21 protein-coding genes are annotated in these 21,994 nt (G+C 36.2%); 18 read left to right on the top strand and 3 right to left on the bottom strand.

The annotated features are described in order from the left end of the window. Nucleotides 1-56: 56 nt before the first annotated feature. Both J0871_RS11535 and J0871_RS11530 read left to right on the top strand, forming a co-directional pair. The gene (locus J0871_RS11535) at nt 57-833 is read left to right on the top strand and encodes a DUF1206 domain-containing protein (protein WP_208225383.1); all 777 of its coding nucleotides are present in this window, start codon (nt 57-59) and stop codon (nt 831-833) included. 91 nt (nt 834-924) lie between these two features. After that, complete coding sequence (locus J0871_RS11530; RefSeq protein WP_057483226.1) at nt 925-1,083, top strand: YqaE/Pmp3 family membrane protein; 159 nt, start codon at nt 925-927, stop codon at nt 1,081-1,083. An 81-nt stretch (nt 1,084-1,164) separates the two neighbouring features. Here the strand turns inward: J0871_RS11530 and galE are convergent, their stop codons facing one another. Next, entirely contained in the window at nt 1,165-2,205 is a 1,041-nt protein-coding gene (gene galE / locus J0871_RS11525) for a UDP-glucose 4-epimerase GalE (protein ID WP_208225381.1), read from the bottom strand. Nucleotides 2,206-2,359: 154 nt separating this feature from the next. On the opposite strand from galE, the gene J0871_RS11520 reads away from it, so the two are divergent. The 6 genes from J0871_RS11520 (at nt 2,360) to J0871_RS11495 (ending at nt 9,257) form a co-directional block, all read left to right on the top strand. Beyond that, entirely contained in the window at nt 2,360-2,644 is a 285-nt protein-coding gene (locus J0871_RS11520) for a DUF3817 domain-containing protein (protein WP_075326808.1), read from the top strand. A 3-nt stretch (nt 2,645-2,647) separates the two neighbouring features. Continuing rightward, the gene (locus J0871_RS11515) at nt 2,648-3,955 is read left to right on the top strand and encodes a mechanosensitive ion channel domain-containing protein (RefSeq protein WP_208225380.1); all 1,308 of its coding nucleotides are present in this window, start codon (nt 2,648-2,650) and stop codon (nt 3,953-3,955) included. A 114-nt stretch (nt 3,956-4,069) separates the two neighbouring features. After that, the gene (locus J0871_RS11510; protein WP_208225378.1) at nt 4,070-5,143 is read left to right on the top strand and encodes an endonuclease/exonuclease/phosphatase family protein; all 1,074 of its coding nucleotides are present in this window, start codon (nt 4,070-4,072) and stop codon (nt 5,141-5,143) included. 242 nt (nt 5,144-5,385) lie between these two features. Beyond that, nucleotides 5,386-7,230, top strand: a complete 1,845-nt coding sequence (locus J0871_RS11505) for a tyrosine/phenylalanine carboxypeptidase domain-containing protein (protein ID WP_208225377.1) — start codon at nt 5,386-5,388, stop codon at nt 7,228-7,230. Then, nucleotides 7,230-8,279: a glutathione synthetase gene (locus J0871_RS11500; RefSeq protein ID WP_208225375.1), complete on the top strand. Its 1,050-nt coding sequence runs from the start codon at nt 7,230-7,232 to the stop codon at nt 8,277-8,279. Before J0871_RS11505 ends, J0871_RS11500 begins: the two co-directional genes overlap by 1 nt. A 57-nt stretch (nt 8,280-8,336) precedes the next feature. Next, nucleotides 8,337-9,257: a succinylglutamate desuccinylase/aspartoacylase family protein gene (locus J0871_RS11495; RefSeq protein ID WP_093302633.1), complete on the top strand. Its 921-nt coding sequence runs from the start codon at nt 8,337-8,339 to the stop codon at nt 9,255-9,257. 110 nt (nt 9,258-9,367) lie between these two features. Here J0871_RS11495 and J0871_RS11490 read toward each other — a convergent pair whose 3' ends face one another. Both J0871_RS11490 and corA read right to left on the bottom strand, forming a co-directional pair. Further along, a complete protein-coding gene (locus tag J0871_RS11490; protein ID WP_208225373.1) occupies nt 9,368-10,489 on the bottom strand; it encodes a lactonase family protein in 1,122 nt (373 codons plus the stop codon). A gap of 12 nt (nt 10,490-10,501) precedes the next feature. Beyond that, nucleotides 10,502-11,578, bottom strand: a complete 1,077-nt coding sequence (corA, locus tag J0871_RS11485) for a magnesium/cobalt transporter CorA (protein WP_093302629.1) — start codon at nt 11,576-11,578, stop codon at nt 10,502-10,504. Nucleotides 11,579-11,846: 268 nt separating this feature from the next. Here corA and nhaA point away from each other — a divergent pair, with 268 nt between their 5' ends. The 10 genes from nhaA to J0871_RS17370 all read left to right on the top strand — a co-directional run bounded on the left by nhaA (nt 11,847) and on the right by J0871_RS17370 (nt 21,975). Next, on the top strand, nt 11,847-13,169 hold the full coding sequence (gene nhaA / locus J0871_RS11480; RefSeq protein WP_208225371.1) for a Na+/H+ antiporter NhaA: 1,323 nt from the start codon (nt 11,847-11,849) through the stop codon (nt 13,167-13,169). Nucleotides 13,170-13,246: 77 nt separating this feature from the next. Further along, nucleotides 13,247-15,652, top strand: a complete 2,406-nt coding sequence (locus J0871_RS11475) for a heavy metal translocating P-type ATPase metal-binding domain-containing protein (protein WP_208225369.1) — start codon at nt 13,247-13,249, stop codon at nt 15,650-15,652. A gap of 60 nt (nt 15,653-15,712) precedes the next feature. Next, complete coding sequence (ccoS, locus tag J0871_RS11470) at nt 15,713-15,907, top strand: cbb3-type cytochrome oxidase assembly protein CcoS (RefSeq protein ID WP_075326798.1); 195 nt, start codon at nt 15,713-15,715, stop codon at nt 15,905-15,907. A 2-nt stretch (nt 15,908-15,909) separates the two neighbouring features. Then, the gene (gene ccoN, locus J0871_RS11465; protein ID WP_208225367.1) at nt 15,910-18,111 is read left to right on the top strand and encodes a cytochrome-c oxidase, cbb3-type subunit I; all 2,202 of its coding nucleotides are present in this window, start codon (nt 15,910-15,912) and stop codon (nt 18,109-18,111) included. Nucleotides 18,112-18,113: 2 nt separating this feature from the next. Continuing rightward, entirely contained in the window at nt 18,114-18,302 is a 189-nt protein-coding gene (locus J0871_RS11460; protein WP_075326796.1) for a cytochrome C oxidase subunit IV, read from the top strand. Next, a complete protein-coding gene (locus J0871_RS11455) occupies nt 18,299-19,180 on the top strand; it encodes a cbb3-type cytochrome c oxidase N-terminal domain-containing protein (RefSeq protein ID WP_093302620.1) in 882 nt (293 codons plus the stop codon). Before J0871_RS11460 ends, J0871_RS11455 begins: the two co-directional genes overlap by 4 nt. Nucleotides 19,181-19,195: 15 nt before the next feature. Then, complete coding sequence (ccoG, locus tag J0871_RS11450; protein WP_208225398.1) at nt 19,196-20,614, top strand: cytochrome c oxidase accessory protein CcoG; 1,419 nt, start codon at nt 19,196-19,198, stop codon at nt 20,612-20,614. Between the two features lie 61 nt (nt 20,615-20,675). Further along, nucleotides 20,676-21,122, top strand: a complete 447-nt coding sequence (locus J0871_RS11445; RefSeq protein ID WP_075326793.1) for a FixH family protein — start codon at nt 20,676-20,678, stop codon at nt 21,120-21,122. Continuing rightward, nucleotides 21,123-21,824: a sulfite exporter TauE/SafE family protein gene (locus J0871_RS11440; protein ID WP_208225365.1), complete on the top strand. Its 702-nt coding sequence runs from the start codon at nt 21,123-21,125 to the stop codon at nt 21,822-21,824. A gap of 16 nt (nt 21,825-21,840) precedes the next feature. Then, entirely contained in the window at nt 21,841-21,975 is a 135-nt protein-coding gene (locus J0871_RS17370) for a hypothetical protein (RefSeq protein WP_257787181.1), read from the top strand. Nucleotides 21,976-21,994 lie beyond the last annotated feature (19 nt).

Raw genomic sequence — 21,994 nt, 5'->3', positions numbered from 1 at the left:
TCTAACCGTTTTAAAGAATTAAATTTAGTTTACTAACCAAACAAATTCTTAAGAAAATGGACTCTAAATTAAAGAAAATGGCCCGGGTGGGTTATGTTGCTAAAGCTACTGTTTATGGCATTATGGGAATACTTACTTTTCTCGCTGCATTTAATATGGGCGGTCAAAAATCCAGTAATTTACAGGTAATCAAATTTTTGGAAAACCAGGCATTTGGAAATGCCTTACTGGTTTTAATAGGCCTTGGTCTTTTGTGCTACTCGGCCTGGCGATTTATTCAGTCCATTCAGAACCCTGAAAATATTGGAGACGATAAAAAAGGGAAAGGAAAACGTGTGGCCTATTTTATTAGTGCTGTTTTATACCTGGGCCTGGCTGTTTATGCATTTATGACATTAATAAACGCCGGATCCTCTTCAGGTGGCAGCTCTGGTGGTGGAATTACCGGAACACTTGGGGTGGTGGTTTTTGCAATTATAGGCGTAGGACTTATTGTGGCCAGTATTGCCCAATTTAATAAAGCTAAAACAAAGAAATTTCTTGAAGATTTTGGCTACGACTCTATTACAGACGAAAAGAAACGAAAAACAGTTAAAAATACCGGCTACCTGGGGCTAATTGCTCGCGGAATTATTTTCGGGATTTTAGCTTACATATTTATAAGGGCAGCCGTAGAATCTAATACTTCTAATATGAAGGGAACCTCTGATGCTTTTTCATTTTTGCAGGATTCACCTTATGGTTCATGGCTAATGGGATTAGTTGCTGCAGGTTTGGTTTGCTATAGTATATACGTATTTATGCTGGCCAGATACAGAAAATTCAAAGCATGATATTTTGTTAAACCCGTACCAAGAACCCGTTAAATCTAATTGGATGACTTGTATTTCTATGTAATTTCGATAGAAATAACCAATTAAAAAAATTATTATGTTAACGATCATTTTAAATATCTTATTACCTCCTTTAGCCGTTTTTATGAAACACGGTCTTGGAGTAACTTTTCTAATAAGTTTACTATTAACAGCTTTAGGTTGGATTCCAGGCGTAATTCACGCTTTTATAGTAAACGGTACACGCTAAGCTTTTAAAACTAACTAACCAATAAAAAAGGTCTGAAAATATTTTCAGACCTTTTTTATTTATAATCAATAGAATAGGAAACTAATTTTCTTCCTCTTCCCTCTTTACTACCTCCTTTTGCCATTCCCAGGCGCTTTTTAAAGCTTCATCTAAATGCTTCTCGGTTTTCCAGCCCAACTCTTCATTGGCTTTTTCGGTATCGGCATAGGCTGCAACAATATCACCTTCTCTTCTACCTACAATTTTATAAGGTAATTTTTCTCCGGTAGAACGTTCAAAAGAATTAATCACTTCTAAAACAGAACTTCCTTTTCCTGTTCCCAGGTTAAAAACTTCAAAATTGCTCTTTTCTTTATTTTGCTGAAGTCGCTCTAAAGCTACCACGTGAGCTTTAGCAAGATCCATCACGTGAATATAATCTCTAATGCAAGTTCCATCTGGTGTGGGATAATCATCTCCGAATACCGAAAGTTCTTTTCTCTTTCCAATTGCGGTTTGCGTAATAAAAGGAATTAGATTTTGGGGCGTACCAATGGGTAATTCTCCAATTTCAGCAGAAGGGTGAGCGCCTATGGGATTAAAATATCTAAGGGAAATCGCTTTAAAATTCTTATTTATTTTAGCCGTATCAGTAATAATCTCCTCTCCTATTTGCTTGGTATTTCCGTAAGGAGATTCTGCTTTTTTAACGGGAGCGTTTTCGGTAATTGGCAAACTATCGGCCTGGCCGTAAACGGTACAGGAAGAACTAAAAATAAAATATGCGTTTTCTTTTACTTGAAGTTCCTGTAGTAAATAAATTAAACTAGCCAGGTTATTTTCGTAATATAATAGCGGGTTTTCAACACTTTCTCCTACCGCTTTTGAAGCTGCAAAATGAATAACCCCCTCTATATCGGGATATTTTTCAAAAAACTCTTTTACCTGGTTTTTATTTCGAAGATCTAAATTTTCAAAAATCGGAGTTTTTTGAGTGATTTTGGTAATTCCTCCAAGTACATCTATAGAAGAGTTTGAAAGATTATCTATAATTACTACTTCGTAACCTTGTTCCTGAAGCGCGACAACCGTGTGAGAACCTATAAATCCGAGTCCGCCGGTTACCAATATTTTTGAGCTCATTTCTTTTATTTTAATTAAGACGCAAATTAATAAAAATGAAATTGCTAAACCTTCCCCTTAAATATTAATTCCCTGCTAAATATTTCAAGGAAATGTCTATTCTAAATTACCAGATTCTCTATAAAACCTATCTTTGCAATCTAAAATTTAAACTATGCCCCTGGAAAAGCAAAAAACGGTCTTTAAATATGTAAGCATCCTGGAAGGACTTTCATTTTTACTATTATTATTTATAGCCATGCCCCTAAAATATATTTGGGAAATGCCACAAATGGTGCAACAAGTTGGGATGGCTCACGGTGTTCTTTTTATCGCCTATGTTATGGGTGCCATCTGGCTTTTTAAACCTCTAAACTGGAATTTTAAAGAGTTATTAATAATACTTGGTTGCTCCCTGGTGCCTTTTGGACCATTTTACGTAGAAAAAAAATACCTTTAAACTATGAATATAGAGGAAGGATTTAAAAATCTTATTTGTCTTTTTGAAACTTTTCTAATAGATCAGGGAGTAAACCCAACACTCGCGCTGTATTTAAATTTACTGCTAAATATCCTGGTATTAATCCTGATAATTATAGGAGTAAATTACCTGATTAAAACTTTTGTGATTGAAGCTTTTAAAAGTTTTAGTAACAAGACAAAAACTACTTTTGACGATTTTTTAATTAAAACTAATTTCCCAAAATATATTGGGCAAATTCTTCCTCTGGTTATAATTTACCTTACCGTTCCTTATATTCTGGTAGATTTTCCGCTGGCTATAAAGGCTTTTTATTTCCTGATAGATGTCTATATCATTTTTCTTATTGTATGGATAATTAGAAGCATTTTACGCACTACCAAGAGCTACCTAAGAACCTTAGAATCTTTTAAAGATAAACCGGTAGAAAGTTACATTCAGGTAGTAATGATTATCGTTTGGCTGTTCGCCTTTATCTTTATTATTGCTGAAATTACCGGGAAAGATGTAATTAATTTTATAATCTCCCTGGGTGCTGCTTCAGCAATTTTGCTGTTAATTTTTAAAGATACCATCTTAGGTTTTGTCGCTTCCATTCAGGTTAGTGTAAACGATATTGTAAGAATTGGCGATTGGATTACCTTTAGTAAATACGGCGCCGATGGTACCGTGACCGAAATTACCCTGGCAACCGTTAGGGTACAGAATTTTGACAATACCTTTACCTCTATTCCAACCTATAGTTTAATTTCTGAATCTTTTCAGAATTGGCGCGGAATGCAGGAATCTCCCGGGAGAAGAATTAAACGTTCGGTTTTAATAAAACAGAATTCGGTTAAATTTATTACTTCTGAAGATTTTGAAAAGTATAAGAACATACAACTTATTTCTTCCTATCTGGAAGATCGGCAAAATGAGATTAACGCTTATAATACTACTAACCAAATAGACAAAAACCTGCCGTTAAACGGAAGAAACCAAACCAACCTGGGTATTTTTAGAAAATATATAGACACTTATTTAAATAACCACTCGGCTGTACATAAAGAAATGTATATTATAGTAAGACACTTGCAGCCTACCGAGCATGGGATACCCTTAGAAGTGTTATGTTTTAGCCGCGATAAACGCTGGGAGAATTTTGAATATATCACCGCCGATATTTTTGACCACATTATTGCTGCTGTTTCATATTTTGATCTTCAGTTATTCGAAGCGCCTTCAGGCGATGATATTAGGGATTATTTTAATAAAACGAATTTAGAAAACCCTCCCAATAAAAATTCGTAAAATTTTCCGACGAAATTTAAGTTGAAAAGCTTGAATCAGGCTAATTTTTATTATCCTAAACCTAGATTGGAAGTGGATTAAAAATTATCTTTTAGCCACCAAACAAAAACAAATATGACTTTAAAAGGTTTTCTTCAGGGTTTTGGAATTATCGCGGTTGTAATGACCTTAGTTCCCTTAATCGCCGCAGATTTCTGGTGGATTCGTATTTTTGATTATTTGCACATACAATTAACGCTTCTCACCCTCACGGCAATTGCCGCATATTTTATAAGATTTGATATAAAAAGAGCCGAAGATTATATTTTTATGGTTGTTTTACTGGCTTGTTTTATTTTCCAGGTGGTAAAGATATATCCTTATTTTCCGCATAAAAATTATGAAGTTGGCCAGGCTTCAGAAGAGAATTTCAGTAATAAATTTAGCCTCTATACTGCAAATGTTCTTCAGAAAAATGAAAATCCTGACCTGGTTGTAGCCGATATTAAAAAGCAAAACCCAGATATTTTATTATTTACTGAAACCAATACCCGCTGGAAAAACGATCTTGCTGAAGTAACCAATTCTTATCCTTATAAAGTTGAATTTCCTTTAGACAATACTTACGGGATGTTATTCTATTCCCGGTTAGAACTTAAAAATCCTGAAATACGTTTTTTAGTAGACGATAGTATACCTTCCATACACAGCATTTTAAAATTACGCTCTGGGGAAGAAGTGATGTTTCACGCCATACATCCTACACCGCCAATGCCGCAGCATAATCCTTCTTCGTCAGACCGGGATGCCGAAATGATGAAAATTGCATTTATGGTAAAAGATTCTAAGTTGCCGGTAATAGTGGCGGGAGATTTTAATGATGTGGCCTGGTCTTCTACCACGGCACTTTTTCAAAATGTTGGTGGTTTACTAAACACCAGGATTGGCCGTGGCTTTTATAATACTTTTGATGCTTCCAGTTTTATTATGCGATGGTCTTTAGATCACGTATTTGTCACTGAAGAATTTAGGGTTGCCGATTTTAAACTGGGAAGTTCTATAGATTCAGATCACTTACCTCTTTATATAGAACTTAATCTTGAGCCCGAAAAAGCTGAAGAACAAAAGCCCGGGCCTGCAACTAAAGAGGAAATTAAAACTGCCCGCGAACAAATAAAAGCAGAACAACAAGCTAAAGAAAATGATTAACAAAGACTAAAGCTCTTTCTGGTTTTCGCTTTAAATTTCAATTTAGAACACATATTTCTCACTCTTTAAGTAATTCTTTACTAGAATTCTTAAATAAAACCCAAAGTAAGTTTATGCATTAGTTTTCCTTAGTTTTCTTTCTAAATTTAAATATTGTTTAGCCACATTATAGCTCTTATTTAGCTAATACACAGTGGTTTTATCTTAATAAAATTCAATAGAAAACTTTAGAAAAACTTAGAATGCTGAATATATCTGAATTATCGGAGAAATCAATTAAACAAATTTTAACAATCCTTGAAGAAGATGGCAAAATAAGTGCTTCGCTTCCGGGGGCTGGTTTAATTCATATAGAAGATAATTTACCCTACCTGGTTGTTTATAGAAAAAGAGAAGACGATCCCGGCACCGAAAGAATAATTATTAGTGAAGCATCTTACCTTTTAATTGGGAATAAATTTTTTGAAGCTTACCAAAAATTAATTTATGCCCTGGCCGATAAGCTTTCTTCAGATTTTAAATCTTATATGGTTTTTGAGATCTATACGGGAGAACCCAATAATTGTTTTACCATTAAAGCCCCAGCTCAAAAATTACCAAGTTCTGTAAAAGTATTAGAAAAAGAACTTAACAGTATAAATGATATATTTTCGGGACTTTATTTAAAAGCTGAAATAAAAGATACTCCCCATCGTCAAAGAGAAGGCGACGAGGATATTTTAAGTATAGACGAGGCAAAGAAATCTGGTGCAGTAATCGTAGGGCTTGAAATTCCTCCCGTTTTTCGGAATGAAAATAATGAGGTTTACCCCGTTTTTTTAAGGCAATTTAAAGATTACCTAATTACGTGTATACATAAAGCATTATTTGATTATGTGCGGGTGCAAACTTCCAGTGGGGTGGGCAGTTATCTTGCCCTGGGTAGAAAACATTTAAAGGAAAAAGTGTTTGAAATTGATAAAGCCCTCGCTAAAATAGAACGCTCTTACCAGTTTTTATGGTTGGTTTCTCCCGCCAATATTCAGGATATAAAACAAACCTTTTTTGAAAGTAATTATGAGAAGGTTTTAGATTATCACTATAGATTGCTTCCCATAGACCCAGATCTTTTAAAAAGAGAACTTTATAACCTTAAAGTTGAAGAAATAGACGATCCTGCGATGTCCCATATTTTTAGGGAGAAACGTGAAGAACTGGATCAACAAATCACGATGTTAAGTGAACGGGGCACCTCTAATTTCTTTTATAACAGTATTAGACTTTATAAAGGTTTAGACTCTAAATTAAGTCAGGAAGCAGGTCAAATACTTAGGGAAGTAGACGAAGTAGCCGAAGAAGAAGATGCTGAATTTATTGATGCAAAAGGCTTTAGTAGCTTAGCCCGCCGGGAGTTTGATTATTTTGCTGAACAGGATGAAAATTTTAAAAGTAAGGTTCACATTCGTAAAGATGTGAATATTATGATGGTGAATAAAGGCGAACTTTATATCCCTGCAGATTATAGAATGAATAAAACCGAAGCCACGGCCCTTATTCAACACGAGGTGGGAACACACGTTTTAACCTATTATAATGGTACACGACAACCTTTAGAATTATTAAGCAGTGGCCTCGCAGATTACGATCCGCTTCAGGAAGGACTTGCAGTAATGTCAGAATTTTTAGTAGACGGGCTTACCGGAAATAGATTAAGAACTTTAGCCGGAAGGGTAATTGCTGGTTCGGCATTAATGGAGGGCGCTGAGTTTCCGCAGTTGTTCCGTTTATTAAAAATGGATTATGGATTTACCGCCGAAAGAGCTTTTAATATTACTTCCAGGATTATGCAGGGCGGCGGATTTCTAAAAGATATAATTTATTTAAAAGGATTGGTTCAACTTCGCGATCACTTACAAAATGGCGGGGAATATGAACCGCTATTAGCAGGAAAATTTGGATTAAAACACACCAAAATAATTGAAGAATTAACCGAAAGAAAAGTATTAAAAACGAGCGCACTGCGCCCAAGCTATTTATTAACCGAAAATGTTACCAATAAATTAAACATAATCAGAGAGGGGCTTCCCCTTTCACAAATGATAACCTAATGAAAATTTGCTTTGTATTAAACGATATTAAAAACGAAAAATGTGGAACCTCGGTATTATTAATGAATACTGCTCACGCTCGAGGACATGAGGTTTATGCCATGGGAGTTGGTGATTTTAATTTTCATCACGATGCACCAATTAGTATAAATAGTGTGCAGGCGCCAAAAAATACTAAAACAAAATCTCCGGCTAAATTTCTGGAAGCTTTACAGAGTTCTAAAGCACGTAAAAAGACTATAGCAGCCAATAAACTGGATGTACTCTTTATTAGAAATAACCCTACCGAAGAAGAATCTGGGCGGGAATGGGCAGAACATGCCGGGGTTGCTTTTGGCAGAATGATTCAGCAAGAAGGCGTTTTGGTTTTAAACGATGCTAATGCCCTCTCTAATGCATTTATTGATAAACTCTATTTTGAAGAACTTCCGCAAGAAATAAAACCAGATTCTTTAATTACCAGGAATAAAGAAGATATTTTAAAATTCTGGGAAAAGAATAATAAAAAAATTGTTTTGAAACCCCTGGAAGGTTCTGGTGGTCAAAATGTTTTTTTAATAGATGAAAATGAAAAAAATATCAATCAAATTATTGAAACCATTAGTCAGCATGGCTATGTAATTGCCCAGGAATACTTACCGGCAGTTAAAGACGGTGATGTTCGAATTTTATTAATGAATGGACGGGTCATGGTTAAAGATGGAAAACAGGCTATTATTAGACGCGTTAGTGGTGAAGGAGAATTCCGAAGTAATTTTGCACTTGGTGCCACTGCCGATAGTAGTGACCTTACTCCAGAAATGCAACGTATTGTAGATCTAACCGCTCCAAAACTTATCCGCGACGGACTTTTCTTTGTTGGGCTGGATGTGGTAAAAGATAAATTGATAGAAATTAACGTGTTAAGCCCGGGCGGGATGGAGCGTTTTAAAGACATAGGCTTACCAGATTTCACTCCAATGGTAATTGAAGCCATTGAGCGAAAAGTTGAATACAAAGAGCTTTACGGGCACCAGTTTGATAACAGGGAAATTGCCTGTATGGAATAGTAAACTATCTCAGAGCATTCAATATAGATTATCGAGTAAAACTGAAAAAGAGATATTATGAGTAATAAACCAGAAAAACATATTCCCAGGATAATTGGGAAATATACCAGCAATAAAAAAGGACCTTTACTTTTTGTAACTGCCGGCATTCACGGCAACGAGCCAAGTGGTGTTAAGGCACTGGAAGAAGTTTTTAAACAGTTAGAGAAAACGAAACCTGAAATTGAAGGAACTTTGGTTGGAGTCTCTGGAAACCACAAGGCGCTTAATCAAAATAAGCGCTATATAGATGAAGATTTGAACCGGGTTTGGACCGAAGAGAATATTGATGAGAAAAAATCTGAAACCCACGAGCAGAAGGAAATGTGGGAAATTATAGATATTTTAAAGCAATTTCCTGAAGAAGATTTTACTAAACGTTATTTCCTGGATTGCCACACCACTTCATCGGCGAGTTTACCTTACGTTTCTGTACAGGAGGTTAATGATAATGATGAATGGGCACATAACTTCCCCACTTTTATAGTAAGAGGATTTAGCGATATAATTACCGGAGATATAGATCATTATTTAAGCAGAATTGGAATGACGGGTTTCGTTTTTGAAGCCGGGCAACACGAAGATAAAACCTCGGTTGAAAATCATGAAGGAGTGATCTGGCTTGCTTTAAAAGAAGCTTGCAAGCTAGATCTTTCTAAAATTGAAACTTATCCAGAATGTGTAAATCGTTTTGCTGAAAAAAATGCACCAGATCAAAAAACCTTTGAATTGGTTCATCGTCACGGCCTTGAAGATTCTGATGTATTTGAAATGGAACCGGGCTACGAAAATTTTCAGGAAATTAAAAAAGGAGAGCTAATGGCAAAACAAAATGGCAAGGAAATAAAAAGCGAATGGGATGCCCGTATTTTTATGCCATTATACCAAGCTCAGGGAAATGATGGCTTTTTTGTGATTGAGGAAGTAGAAGGAAAGTAATTGAAGTAAGCTCGAAAATCATAGGTTATTCTGAATTATTTCAGAATCTAATGCGTTAGAACTAATAAAAAGACCTCACCGGTAAAAAACAGTGAGGTCTTTTTATTTGATTAATTTTCAGCAAATTCTACACACACCGGAGACATTACCTCAACGGGAAGTAAATGTTCTTCAAGTTCTCCCGTGTTCATATTTATTTTAAAACTGCTAATTGTAGAAGTATCCTGGTTAGCTGCATAAAGAAAGTTTCCATTTGGAGAAATCGCAAAATTACGTGGTGTTTCGCCTTTGGTTGGGTAATAACCAATCACGCTTAATTTACCGGAATTTTTATCAACTTTAAAAGCCGCGATACTATTATGCCCACGGTTAGAAGTGTACACAAATTTCCCCGAAGGATGTAAATGAATATCTGCTCCTGAATTATTTTCTTTAAAATCTTCAGGAAGCGTTGATATATTTTGAATAATCTCCAGGTTCCCGTCTTCTTCTATTTTCAATACACTTAGCGTTGAATTCAATTCGTTCATTGAAAAAGCGAAGTTTTCATCTTTAGAAAAACTAAAATGCCTTGGTCCCGAGCCTTCTTCTAATTGTAAAACAGCTTTTTCTTTCTTACTTAATTTCCCGGTTGTTGCATTAAAATTAAACATCCATATTTTATTGTTTCCAAGATCAGAAATATAAGCGGTTTGATTATCTGAAGAAATTGAAACCGAATGCGCGTGAGAGGCTCCAGGATTCTCTAACTGAATTTTTTGTTGTTTTTCCAGGTTTCCATCCTCTCCCCTTTTATAAACCATAACCACGCCACCCATATAATTGGAGACAAAAACATAATTTCCACTTTTGTCAATCTCTATATGGCAGGGCGCAAAACTTTCGGTAGAAATTTTTCCTAATTCTTCTAAACTATTATCACTATTCCTTTTAAACGAATAAATAAAACCAGATTCAGCATCGCCACCACCTAATTCGCTCACCGCATACAGGTTTTTACCATCTTTAGAAGCTTTTACAAAGCTGGGATTAGTAATTTTCGCCACAGTTTTTTCTGGATGCAAACTTCCGTTTTCAGGATCTTGCAAGGCTAGAAATATTCCTTTTGCTTTTCCATCTACATGGCCTTCTTTTTTGGTGTAAGTACCTATGTAAACCGGTATTTCAGCATTTTGAGCGGCACAGGTTGTGGTAAGGACCACGGCCAAACTAATTAGCGTAAATCTTATCATAATTTTATTTGATTAAAGCCATTTTTTACGTTTAAAATAATAGATCATAAGTAGAAAAATAACAATCATTACTCCCCATAATACAAAGTAACTGTATTCCCACTGCAGCTCGGGGATATATTCAAAATTCATCCCATATATTCCCGCAATAAATGTTAACGGAATAAATATAGAGGCCATAATGGTTAAAACCTTCATGACCTCGTTCATTTTATTGCTAATGGTAGTCATGTACATATCCATAAGCCCCCAGGCCATCTCGCGGTATAAATCTATATTCTCTGAAACCTGGAGAATATGATCGTGAAGGTCGTTTATATAATTTTTGGTTCGGGTTTTTATGAGATCGTTCTCTAAATTCTGAAACCGGGAAATAACTTCTTTAAGCGGAAAAACTGCCCGTCTAACCCGTAAAATTGCTCTTTTTAAATCCTGAATCTCATAAGTAATATCGTCACTTGGCTGACTTTCAAAAAGTTGTTCCTCCAGTTTTTCTACTTTTTCGCTTAACTCATCTACCACCAGGAAATAATGGTCTACTATAGCATCTAAAAGAGCAAAAACCAGGTAATCTGAACCATTAGTACGAATGCGTCCGTAAGCCTTTTCCAGGCGACCCCTAACACCATCAAACACATCGCCTCCTGCTTCCTGAAAAGTAAGTACATAATCTTTACCTAAAACAAAACTTATATGTTCATTTACCAATTTATCGTCCTGGTGATAAAGCATTTTGGCCACAATAAACAAATAATCTTCATATTCATCTATTTTTGGACGTTGGGTAGTATTTACAATATCTTCAATAATTAACGGGTGTAGATCGTAATATTTACCCAGTTTTTCTATCTCTGCGGTATTACTTAAACCATCTATATTAAACCAGGTAATTCGGTCTTCAGCTTCAAATTTAAAAGCATCTTCGGTAGAAGAAGAAATATGCCTTTCATAATTCTCTTTATTATAATCTATAACTTCCAGGCTGGTTTCACCAGATTCTTTTCTACCAACATAGGTTACAGTTCCCGGGGGTTGGTTTACAGATTTCATTTTTGGCCTACGTAAACTTTGCGTAATTCTTTTTACCATAATCGTACTTTGTAGGTTAAAGGTAGCAAAGTTTTGTTTTTGGCTCTATTAAAAACACGACGAAACTAAACTTCATTCAAAAATTATCACAAACCTACCTCAGCCAAAAAAAGCCCTTTTAAAAAGTTAATCGTGATGTGAGGGCAGATTTTAAAACATTTAAGTTTCAATTATTCAGTAAAACTGAGTTTAATCATATTTATATGAAGAAAACGACAATAAATTTACCTAATCCTATTAACTGAATATTCTTTACAAACAGGTTATTATGAAAAAATCGCCCCTTGATATTTACCTGCTCTTACCTATTAAAAACTTTATTGAGAAAAAAACTTCAGTTGGATTATTGCTTATTTTCTCTGCAATTCTTGCAATGATCGTTGCCAACTCACCACTGGCTGATGCGTATCACAATCTTTGGAAACAATATATTCACCTGGGAATTAACGATTTTGTAATTAGAAAAAACCTGTTGCATTGGATTAACGATGGCCTCATGTCTATTTTCTTTTTTATGATTGGTCTTGAGTTAAAACGAGAAATATTACAGGGCGAACTTTCCAGTTTTAGAAAGTCTATACTTCCAATTGCAGCTGCTATTGGCGGAATGATTTTTCCGGCTTTAATTTATTATTATTTTAATACCGGTGTAGATTCAATTTCGGGATGGGGAATTCCTATGGCTACAGATATCGCTTTTGCACTGGGTATTCTCTATCTCCTTGGAGACCGGGTTCCTCTTCCCCTAAAAGTATTTCTAACCGCAATTGCTATTGTAGACGATCTTGGAGCGGTGCTGGTAATTGCATTTTTTTATACTTCAGATATTTCTTTACAAAGCCTTGCTATTGCGGGTGTTTTTGTACTTATACTGGCTACCGCTAATTTAATTGGTATTAGAAATACCTTGTTTTATGCAATTATGGGAATTGGAGGTTTATGGCTGGCTATTTTACTTTCGGGTGTTCACGCTACTATTGCAGCGGTTTTAGCGGCCTTTGCCATACCCAATACCAAACGTATTAATACGCCCTTATTTCTAAGAAAAACTAAACTCTTAGCTTATGAAATTAAAGAGGAATTTAGAAATAGAAATAAAAACCCGAAAGAAGCTGATGACCATATTTCTCATACTATACAAAAATTCACTTCTTTAACCGAAGATGCCACTCCGCCCCTACAACGTTTAGAACATGCGCTTTACCCCTTTGTAAGTTTTGTGGTTCTTCCAATTTTTGCATTCGCCAATGCAGGCGTGAGCTTTGGTAATGTTTCTTTTGAAGCACTATTAAGCCCGGTAACAATTGGGGTAATGTTCGGACTCATTTTTGGAAAATTTATTGGCATCGTATTCTTCTCCAGGCTTATGGTTTGGACTAAAATTGCCAGTTTACCGCATAAAGTTAAGTGGAAACATGTCTATGGAATTGGTTTTCTCGCTGCTATAGGCTTCACCATGTCTTTATTTATTACTGAGCTCGCTTTTGAAAATGAAAATTACCTGGCCCAGGCCAAAATAGGGATTCTTTCAGCTTCTTTAATTGCAGGCCTAATTGGATATTTCTACTTACGAAAAACGGGAAATGAATAATAATTAATCTTAAAGCTGATTACCATCATATTATCTGATTCAAATTTTCTAAAAATTTGCGGCTAAAATATTTAAGAATGAACAGCTGTTTTCACTGCGGTGAAGAATGTAAGGAAGATCACATTGTTTTTCAGGAAAAAGATTTCTGTTGCACCGGTTGTAAAACAGTTTTTGAGATCCTGAACGAAAGTGACCTTACTTATTATTATGATATCCAGGAAAAACCTGGAATTTCTCCCGGAGCTTCAGAAGGAAAATTCGATTTTCTTGATAACGAGGAAATAACCGAAAAACTGCTGGAATTTAATGAGAACAATACCCAAATAGTTAATTTTCTTATTCCTTCTATGCACTGTAGCTCTTGTATTTGGGTGCTGGAAAATTTAGGGAAATTACACAAAGGTGTGAAATCGGCACAGGTAGATTTTCCAAAGAAAACTGTACGAATAAGTTTTTCTTCAGAAAAAATTAGTTTAAAAGAGCTCGTATATCTTCTTAGTAGAATTGGTTACGAACCCTATATTTCTCTTAAAGATTACGATGAAAAAGATCATCGTGTAGACCGAAGCTTAATCTATAAATTGGGCGTTGCTGGTTTTGCTTTTGGAAATGTGATGTTTCTCTCTTTTCCCGAATATTTTGAAGTTAAAGAATTCTGGCTGGAGCAATTCAAGCATTTATTTAGATGGTTGATGTTTGCTTTTTCTCTACCGGTGGTTTTTTACTCTGGTGCAGATTATTTTATTTCAGCTTACAAAGGTTTGCGGGCAAAGATCCTAAATATAGATGTTCCAATTGCCCTGGGAATTGCAGTACTTTTTATTAGAAGTACCACAGAAATTATCCTCGATCTTGGCACCGGCTTTTTTGATAGCCTAACCGGACTTGTTTTCTTTTTACTTCTGGGTAAATTCTTTCAGCAAAAAACCTATTCCTATTTATCATTTGAGCGGGATTATAAATCTTATTTCCCAATGGCGGTAACGCGATTAAAAATCAATGCTTCAAAAGAAATTACAGAAGAACAGGTTCAGGTTTATAATATAAAACCCGGCGATCGAATTTTAATAAGAAACGGCGAATTAATTCCTATAGATTCGGTTTTAATGAAAGGCCGCGCGAATATAGATTACAGTTTTGTAACCGGTGAGGCCGAAGCCGTTAGGAAAGAGTCTGGTGAAACGCTTTATGCCGGTGGCCGCCAACAAGGCGGAATACTGGAGATTGAAGCTATAAAAGCCATAGACCAGAGTTACCTCACCAAACTTTGGAGCAATGAAGTCTTCAAAAAAGACAGAAAAGGCCAGTTTCAAAGTTTAATCAATCAAATAAGCAAGCGATTTACCGCTGGGGTTTTAAGTATAGCATTTCTATCAACCCTTTTCTGGCTAATTTACGATCCTTCAATAGCATTAAATGTATTTACCGCGGTTCTAATAATCGCGTGTCCCTGCGCTATTGCTTTAGCAACTCCGTTTACACTTGGTAATCTGTTGCGCATCTACGGAAGAAATAAATTCTACTTAAAAGAAGCGGGGGTAATAGAACAAATTGCAAAAATAGATTGTCTTGTTTTTGATAAAACCGGCACTATAACTTCCAATAAAAAAACCGAGGTATTCTATGAAGGTTTAAAACTTAATGCTGAAGAAGAACAATTGCTTAGCAGCAGTTTAAGAGCATCTGGGCACCCGCTAAGCAGGCAACTTTATCAGATCCTTGATAAAAATAATATTCTAAGTTTAGATGAATTTAATGAACATACCGGAAAAGGAATTAGCTCTGGCAGTAAGGGTAGTAAAATGAAAATTGGTTCCTCTTCTTTTGTAAAAGAAAGCGAAACTGAAACTAAAGAACTCAATAAAACAGCGGTTCATATAAGTAGTAATGAAGAATATAAAGGTTGCTACATTTTTAAGAATTCTTACCGGGAAGGCCTTGCCCATTTATTTAAGGAGTTAGGAGAAAACAAGCAACTCTTTATCCTTTCCGGTGATAATGATGGTGAAAAGGAAAAACTTGAAAATATGCTTCCCTTAAATACTAAGTTTTACTTCAATCAAAAACCTGACGATAAGCTAAATTTCATTAAAAAGCTTCAGGAAGAAGGGAAATCGGTGATGATGATTGGCGACGGACTTAACGATGCAGGTGCACTTGCCCAAAGTAATGTTGGGATTGCAGTTTCAGAAAATATTAATGTATTCTCCCCTGCTTGTGATGGAATCCTGGAAGCTTCAAATCTTACCAGATTGAGTGAATATTTTAAACTTTCAGAAAAGGGTATAAAAATTATCAAATGGAGTTTTGTACTAAGTCTTTGTTATAACGTAGTAGGCCTTGCCTTCGCCGTAACCGGTAACTTAATGCCCGTAATTGCCGCTATTTTAATGCCGCTAAGTTCTATTAGTATCGTGGCATTTACAAGCCTGGCCACAAACCTTGCCGGGAAAAAATTAAAACCTGTATTAACGAAAACCTGATTTCAATCATATTTTAAATTTTAACACCGCTTTAAGTTTGCTGAAAATAATTCATTCTAAATGAACATCATTTACCTCTTACTTGCATTAAGTGTTTTAGTAGCCCTCATTTTCTTTGTTGCCTTTATTTTTTCAGTAAAAAAGGGACAGTATGACGATGTCTATACACCATCGGTAAGGATGCTTTTTGATGATGAATTAGTTAAAGAAAAATCTGATAAATCCAATTCCACCAAAAACAAGAAATCTAATTAACTATGGAAGTAGAACAGTTTCATTACGATAATAAGATCGTAAAAAAGTTTACTATGGCTACCCTGTTCTGGGGTATAGTAGGTATGAGTGTTGGGCTACTGCTCGCCTTTATGTTTATATTTCCCGATCTTACCGACGGAATTTCATGGTTAAGTTTTGGCCGTTTAAGACCATTACATACTAACGCGGTAATTTTTGCTTTTGTTGGGAACGCCATTTTCGCAGGGGTTTACTACTCTACCCAGCGCTTGCTCAAGGCCCGAATGTGGAGTGATTTCTTGAGTAATTTCAATTTTTGGGGTTGGCAGGCAATTATTGTTGCAGCCGCCATCACCCTGCCAATGGGTTTTACCAGTTCTAAAGAATATGCCGAACTGGAATGGCCTATAGATATTGCAATTGCTTTGGTGTGGGTTGCTTTTGGTGCCAACCTTATTGGTACTATGATAAAGAGAAGGCAGCGTCACCTATATGTTGCTATTTGGTTTTACCTCGCAACTTTTGTAACCGTAGCCGTGCTCCATATTGTAAACAATATTGAAATTCCTGTTACTGCATTTAAAAGTTATTCGATTTATTCAGGAGTTCAGGATGCTTTAGTACAGTGGTGGTATGGGCATAATGCGGTGGCATTTTTCCTTACTACACCTTTCCTGGGGTTAATGTATTATTTTGTTCCAAAAGCGGCAAACAGGCCGGTTTATTCCTATAGACTTTCTATTATTCACTTTTGGTCCTTGATCTTTATTTATATCTGGGCGGGACCACACCACTTATTATATTCAACTTTACCAGACTGGGCGCAAAACCTTGGTGTAGCATTTTCTGTTATGTTATTATTCCCTTCCTGGGGAGGTATGATTAACGGACTCTTAACCCTACGAGGTGCCTGGGATAAAGTACGTACAGATCCTGTTCTAAAATTCTTTGTAGTAGCTATTACCGGTTATGGGATGGCAACTTTTGAAGGCCCAATGCTTTCGCTTAAAAACGTAAATGCCATCGCGCATTTTAGCGACTGGATTATTGCTCACGTGCACGTTGGGGCTTTAGCCTGGAACGGTTTCCTAACTTTTGGGATGGTTTACTGGTTAGTACCAAGACTATTCAAAACAAAACTCTACTCTATTAAATTGGCCAATGCCCACTTCTGGATTGGTACGTTAGGTATTATTATTTACACTTTACCTATGTACGTTGCCGGATTTGTACAGGCATCTATGTGGAAACAATTTAATCCAGACGGAACCCTTACTTACGGAAACTTCCTGGAAACGGTTACTTCTATTATGCCAATGTACTGGATGCGTGCTATTGGTGGTAGTTTATACATAGTTGGTGCATTTATTTTACTTTATAATATTGTACAAACTGTTAGACAGGGAAGTGCAGTTGAAGACGAATTAGCTGAAGCTGCTCCTTTGCAAAAAGTAACACGAAAAAGAACCAAAGGGGAAGCATATCACTCCTGGTTAGAAAGAAGACCCGTAAAACTTACCATTTTCGCAACTATAGCCATTTTAATTGGTGGCGCGGTACAAATTGTTCCCTCCTTAATGGTAGACGAATATGTGCCGGTAATTTCCAGTGTAAAACCTTATACTCCTTTAGAACTTGAAGGCCGGGATATTTACATCCGGGAAGGTTGTGTGGGTTGTCACTCGCAAATGATTAGGCCATTTAGAAGTGAAGTAGAACGCTATGGCGAATACTCCAAAGCCGGGGAATATGCTTACGATTATCCCTTCTTATGGGGAAGTAAACGTACCGGCCCCGATCTTATGCGGGTAGGCGGTAAATATTCCGATAACTGGCACCTTAACCATATGTACGATCCGCAGAGTACCTCTTCAGGTTCTATTATGCCTTCTTATAAATGGATAATTACAGACGAGCTTGATAAAAGTGATACCGAAGCTAAAATGAGAGCTCTTAGCAAGCTTGGCGTACCATATACTTTAGAAGAAATAGAAAGCGCCCAGCAATGGATGGCAGAACAGGGAACTCAAATTGAGAAAAACCTGTACGCAGATCCCGATTTTGTAAAAACTTATGAAGCTGAAAAAGAATTTGCAGAACAAAACGGTACCGAATTCGTAGAAATGCGAAACCGCGAAATTGTAGCGCTAATTGCTTATTTACAGCGTCTCGGAACTGACATTAATGCGAAGGATGCAGAAGTATCAACCACTAAAACCAACTAAGCATGTTTAAATTCGTAAAAGGCCATATGGAAAGTATAGACGGGGTTATGATCTACCCGCTAATTTCCCTGCTCATTTTCTTCATCTTTTTTGTAGTGCTATTCTTATGGGTAATTACCGCAAAAAAGAAAGACATAGAAGAGGTAAGCAAATTACCCTTAGATATTAATACCGAAAACCAGGAATTATGAAAACAATAGGATATTTAAGAATTCTGGGGTTTTTAATTCTTGCCCTCGTATTAATAGAATTAACCGTTGAGACCGAAAGTGGTTGGGCAATTGAAGAATACCCGATTATTTGGTGGGTTTTAGGTGTAGTACTGGTAATTGCTGTAGCCATAGAAATTTCTATAGCTGCTTTAGAAAATATGGTTTTTAAAAGTCTTAATTCTGAAGCCCAGCAACATTATACCAGGTTAAAAATTGAAAATTCTGACAAGCAGTTTATAGGCTTAAAAAAGTTCTATAAGAAAATGCTGAACCAGAAACCTCTGGAAAAAGAAGAAGAAATTCTTTTAGATCATAATTATGATGGTATAAAAGAACTGGACAACGATCTTCCCGCATGGTGGCTTTATGGGTTTTACGTAAGTATTGTATTTGCCTTTGTGTATATGGCTTACTACCACATTTTTGATGGGGAAAATCAAACTGAAGAATACCTGGCTGCCGTTGCCGAAGCCGAAGAAGAAATTGAAGCTTATAAAGCTGCTAATCCAGATCTTATAGATGCTTCTTCAGTAGAATTGCTAACTGATGCTGCCGATTTAGAAGCGGGAGAAACCATTTATATGGCAAGTTGTATGGCTTGTCACCGCGCCGATGGTGGTGGCGCTATTGGTCCTAACCTTACCGATGATCATTGGATTCTTGGAGGCGGAATTAGCAATGTTTTTCAAACAGTTTCTGAAGGTGGCCGTGACGGAAAAGGAATGGTGGCCTGGAAATCTGAGTTGAATGCACAGGAAATAGCCCAGGTATCCAGCTATGTTTTAAGTCTGCAGGGAACCAATCCTCCAGATGCTAAAGCACCGGAAGGAGACATTTGGGAAGCAGATTCAGAATAAATTTTAGAAGAACAGATTTTGGAAAATCAGGAAAAATTCAGGGATAAAATAGCCACGGCAGACGACCAGGGAAAAAGACTATGGGTTTTTCCGAAGAAACCTTCTGGAAAATTTTATGAATATAGAAAATATGTAAGTTATATATTGCTCATTTTACTTTTTGCCGCTCCATTTGTAAAGATAAACGGCAATCAGTTTATGATGTTTAATATCCTGGAAAGACGTTTTAATATTTTTGGTTTTCCTTTCTGGCCCCAGGATTTTCACATTTTTGTAATTATGATGGTAATTGGGGTGGTCTTTATCATCCTCTTTACGGTAGCTTTTGGTAGAATATTTTGCGGTTGGTTTTGCCCACAAACCATTTTTATGGAAATGGTTTTCCGCAGAATTGAATATTGGATTGAAGGTGATCGCGGAAAACAAATGCGCCTGGAAAAACAAAAATGGGATGCCGAAAAGATTAGAAAACGTGCTCTAAAATGGTTCTTATTCTTTGTTATTTCGTTCCTTATAGCCAATGTTTTCCTCGCTTATTTAATTGGAAGTGATCGCTTAATTCAATACGTAACAGATGGCCCACTAAACCATCTGAGCACTTTTATTTCATTATTGATTTTTACCGCGGTATTTTACTTTGTATTTGCCTGGTTTAGAGAACAGGTTTGTGTAATTGCCTGTCCTTATGGAAGGCTTCAGGGCGTTCTTTTAGATAATAAATCTATAGTAGTAGCCTACGATCACAAACGTGGAGAAAAGGAAAAAGGAAGAGCAAAATTCAAGAAAAATGAAAACCGTGCAGAAACCGGAAAAGGAGATTGCATAGACTGTTTCCAATGTGTGCAGGTTTGCCCAACGGGAATAGATATTAGGAACGGTACGCAGCTGGAGTGTATAAACTGTACCGCTTGTATAGATGCCTGCGATAGTATGATGGAAGCGGTAGACCTCCCAAAAGGTTTAATTCGTTACGCCAGCGAAGAAAATATTGAAAAGAAAGCAAAATTCAGGTTTACACCCAGGTTAAAAGGTTACAGCATTGTATTAGGAATCTTAACCGCAGTTTTGGTGGGGATGTTATTTATAAGAAGTGAAGTTGAGGCCCGTATTTTAAGATTACCCGGACAGTTATACGAACGCAAAGCCGATAACGTGGTGAGTAATGTTTTCACCTACAAATTGGTAAATAAAACCACAGCCGATTTTGAAGATATTGAATTTAGATTATTGTCTCACAAAGGAGTAATAAAACCGGTAAAGACTTCAAATATTACCGTGCCGGGACAGGAGTTAACCGAGGGAACACTCTTTATTGAAATACATAGGGCCGCATTAGAAGATGAAAAAGAAAAGCTGAAAATTGGGGTTTATAGTGGTGACAGATTAATAGAAACAACGAACACTATGTTTATGGGACCCCGCAGTTTTAATTAATAAAAGTGCGCATAAGAACTCATAAATTATTAAACCTCGATTAAGAGTAAAATATAAAAAAATGAAAATAAACTGGGGAACAGGAATTGTAATTGGAATGGCACTTTTTATAAGTTTCATTATGTATTTAGTGATAAATATGCTTACCGATAAAAAGTTTGATCACGATTTGGTAACTGAAGAATACTACCAAAAGGAACTGCATTACCAGGAAGAAATTGATGCAGAAAACAATGCATTTTCATTAGAAGAAAACATTAGTGACCGGCGTGTAAAAGATGGATGGATCGTGGAATTTCCTAAGAACCTGGAACTTTCTAAAATTTCAGGAAACCTAAATTTCTATCGCCCTTCTAATGCTAAACTTGATTTTAATATTCCTTTAGAATTAACATCACATCAAATTTTTATTGCAGATAAAAACCTTGTAGAGGGGCGTTGGAATATCAATATTCACTGGGAATATGAAGAAACGCCCTATTTATATAAAAACGAAATTGTTTACTAAATGTGGATTTCGGCATTAATATTTGGTCTTTTAGGAAGTTTCCACTGTGTGGGAATGTGCGGTCCTATTGCATTTTTACTGCCGGTAGATCATAAAAACAACTTAAAAAAACTTGGCCAAATTTCCCTTTATCATTTTGGAAGGATAAGTTCCTACGCCCTTATTGGTATTCTATTTGGCTTGCTCGGCAAAAGTTTCAGATTGTTTGGGCTTCAACAGCAACTTTCAATTTTAGTGGGAGTTTTAATGATTTTAGTAATTCTTATTCCGTATAAAAAATTCAGTAAATACAATGGTTCAAAATTTATCTTCAAAATTGTTTCAAAAGTAAAAAGCAACCTGGGTAAACAGCTAAAACAAAAATCTCCCGACACTTTTTATACCATCGGATTTTTAAATGGATTTCTCCCCTGCGGACTGGTTTATATGGCAGTTTTTGGAGCTATCGCTTCGGGAACGGCTTTAGAAGGCAGTTTATATATGGCGCTTTTTGGCCTTGGCACGGTGCCTTTAATGACTGCCGCAATCTACCTGGGAAACTTTATTAACCTTAACCTGAGATCAAAAATTAGAAAAGCAGTTCCTGTTTTTGTGGTAATAATGGGATTGCTATTTATACTTAGAGGAATGGGACTCGGAATTCCATACCTCTCCCCTATGGAAATAACTCCGGAAATCACTGCAGCGCAAAGCTGCCATTAAACCTAAAACATTTGTTATGAATTTATTTGACACTATTGCATTAGTAAATTGGGAACTGGGCACTTTTCTAATCGCGATGTTTTTTGTTGTCTGTGCCGGCCTGGTGCTTATTGTTCTAAATATGATAGGCAGCGGAAATGACAAAGAATAGAGATTAAATTTTCAAAAAA

It is taken from the genome of Salegentibacter sp. BDJ18, from assembly GCF_017579965.1.
Classification (GTDB): Bacteria; Bacteroidota; Bacteroidia; order Flavobacteriales; family Flavobacteriaceae; genus Salegentibacter.
Note: the sequence above shows the minus strand (reverse complement) of the source record. Positions and strands in the feature narration are given on the sequence as shown.

What these genes read in the sequence shown, in the direction of transcription:
- J0871_RS11445 (WP_075326793.1), top strand. Translation starts at nt 20,676, where the DNA reads ATGAAAATAAACTGGGGAACAGGAATTGTAATTGGAATGGCACTTTTT.
- galE (WP_208225381.1), bottom strand. Translation starts at nt 2,205, where the DNA reads ATGAGCTCAAAAATATTGGTAACCGGCGGACTCGGATTTATAGGTTCT.
- nhaA (WP_208225371.1), top strand. Translation starts at nt 11,847, where the DNA reads ATGAAAAAATCGCCCCTTGATATTTACCTGCTCTTACCTATTAAAAAC.
- J0871_RS11455 (WP_093302620.1), top strand. Translation starts at nt 18,299, where the DNA reads ATGAAAACAATAGGATATTTAAGAATTCTGGGGTTTTTAATTCTTGCC.
- J0871_RS11535 (WP_208225383.1), top strand. Translation starts at nt 57, where the DNA reads ATGGACTCTAAATTAAAGAAAATGGCCCGGGTGGGTTATGTTGCTAAA.
- J0871_RS11505 (WP_208225377.1), top strand. Translation starts at nt 5,386, where the DNA reads ATGCTGAATATATCTGAATTATCGGAGAAATCAATTAAACAAATTTTA.
- corA (WP_093302629.1), bottom strand. Translation starts at nt 11,578, where the DNA reads ATGGTAAAAAGAATTACGCAAAGTTTACGTAGGCCAAAAATGAAATCT.
- J0871_RS11495 (WP_093302633.1), top strand. Translation starts at nt 8,337, where the DNA reads ATGAGTAATAAACCAGAAAAACATATTCCCAGGATAATTGGGAAATAT.
- ccoN (WP_208225367.1), top strand. Translation starts at nt 15,910, where the DNA reads ATGGAAGTAGAACAGTTTCATTACGATAATAAGATCGTAAAAAAGTTT.
- J0871_RS11510 (WP_208225378.1), top strand. Translation starts at nt 4,070, where the DNA reads ATGACTTTAAAAGGTTTTCTTCAGGGTTTTGGAATTATCGCGGTTGTA.
- ccoS (WP_075326798.1), top strand. Translation starts at nt 15,713, where the DNA reads ATGAACATCATTTACCTCTTACTTGCATTAAGTGTTTTAGTAGCCCTC.
- J0871_RS11490 (WP_208225373.1), bottom strand. Translation starts at nt 10,489, where the DNA reads ATGATAAGATTTACGCTAATTAGTTTGGCCGTGGTCCTTACCACAACC.
- J0871_RS11515 (WP_208225380.1), top strand. Translation starts at nt 2,648, where the DNA reads ATGAATATAGAGGAAGGATTTAAAAATCTTATTTGTCTTTTTGAAACT.
- J0871_RS17370 (WP_257787181.1), top strand. Translation starts at nt 21,841, where the DNA reads ATGAATTTATTTGACACTATTGCATTAGTAAATTGGGAACTGGGCACT.
- J0871_RS11500 (WP_208225375.1), top strand. Translation starts at nt 7,230, where the DNA reads ATGAAAATTTGCTTTGTATTAAACGATATTAAAAACGAAAAATGTGGA.
- J0871_RS11440 (WP_208225365.1), top strand. Translation starts at nt 21,123, where the DNA reads ATGTGGATTTCGGCATTAATATTTGGTCTTTTAGGAAGTTTCCACTGT.
- J0871_RS11460 (WP_075326796.1), top strand. Translation starts at nt 18,114, where the DNA reads ATGTTTAAATTCGTAAAAGGCCATATGGAAAGTATAGACGGGGTTATG.
- J0871_RS11475 (WP_208225369.1), top strand. Translation starts at nt 13,247, where the DNA reads ATGAACAGCTGTTTTCACTGCGGTGAAGAATGTAAGGAAGATCACATT.
- J0871_RS11520 (WP_075326808.1), top strand. Translation starts at nt 2,360, where the DNA reads ATGCCCCTGGAAAAGCAAAAAACGGTCTTTAAATATGTAAGCATCCTG.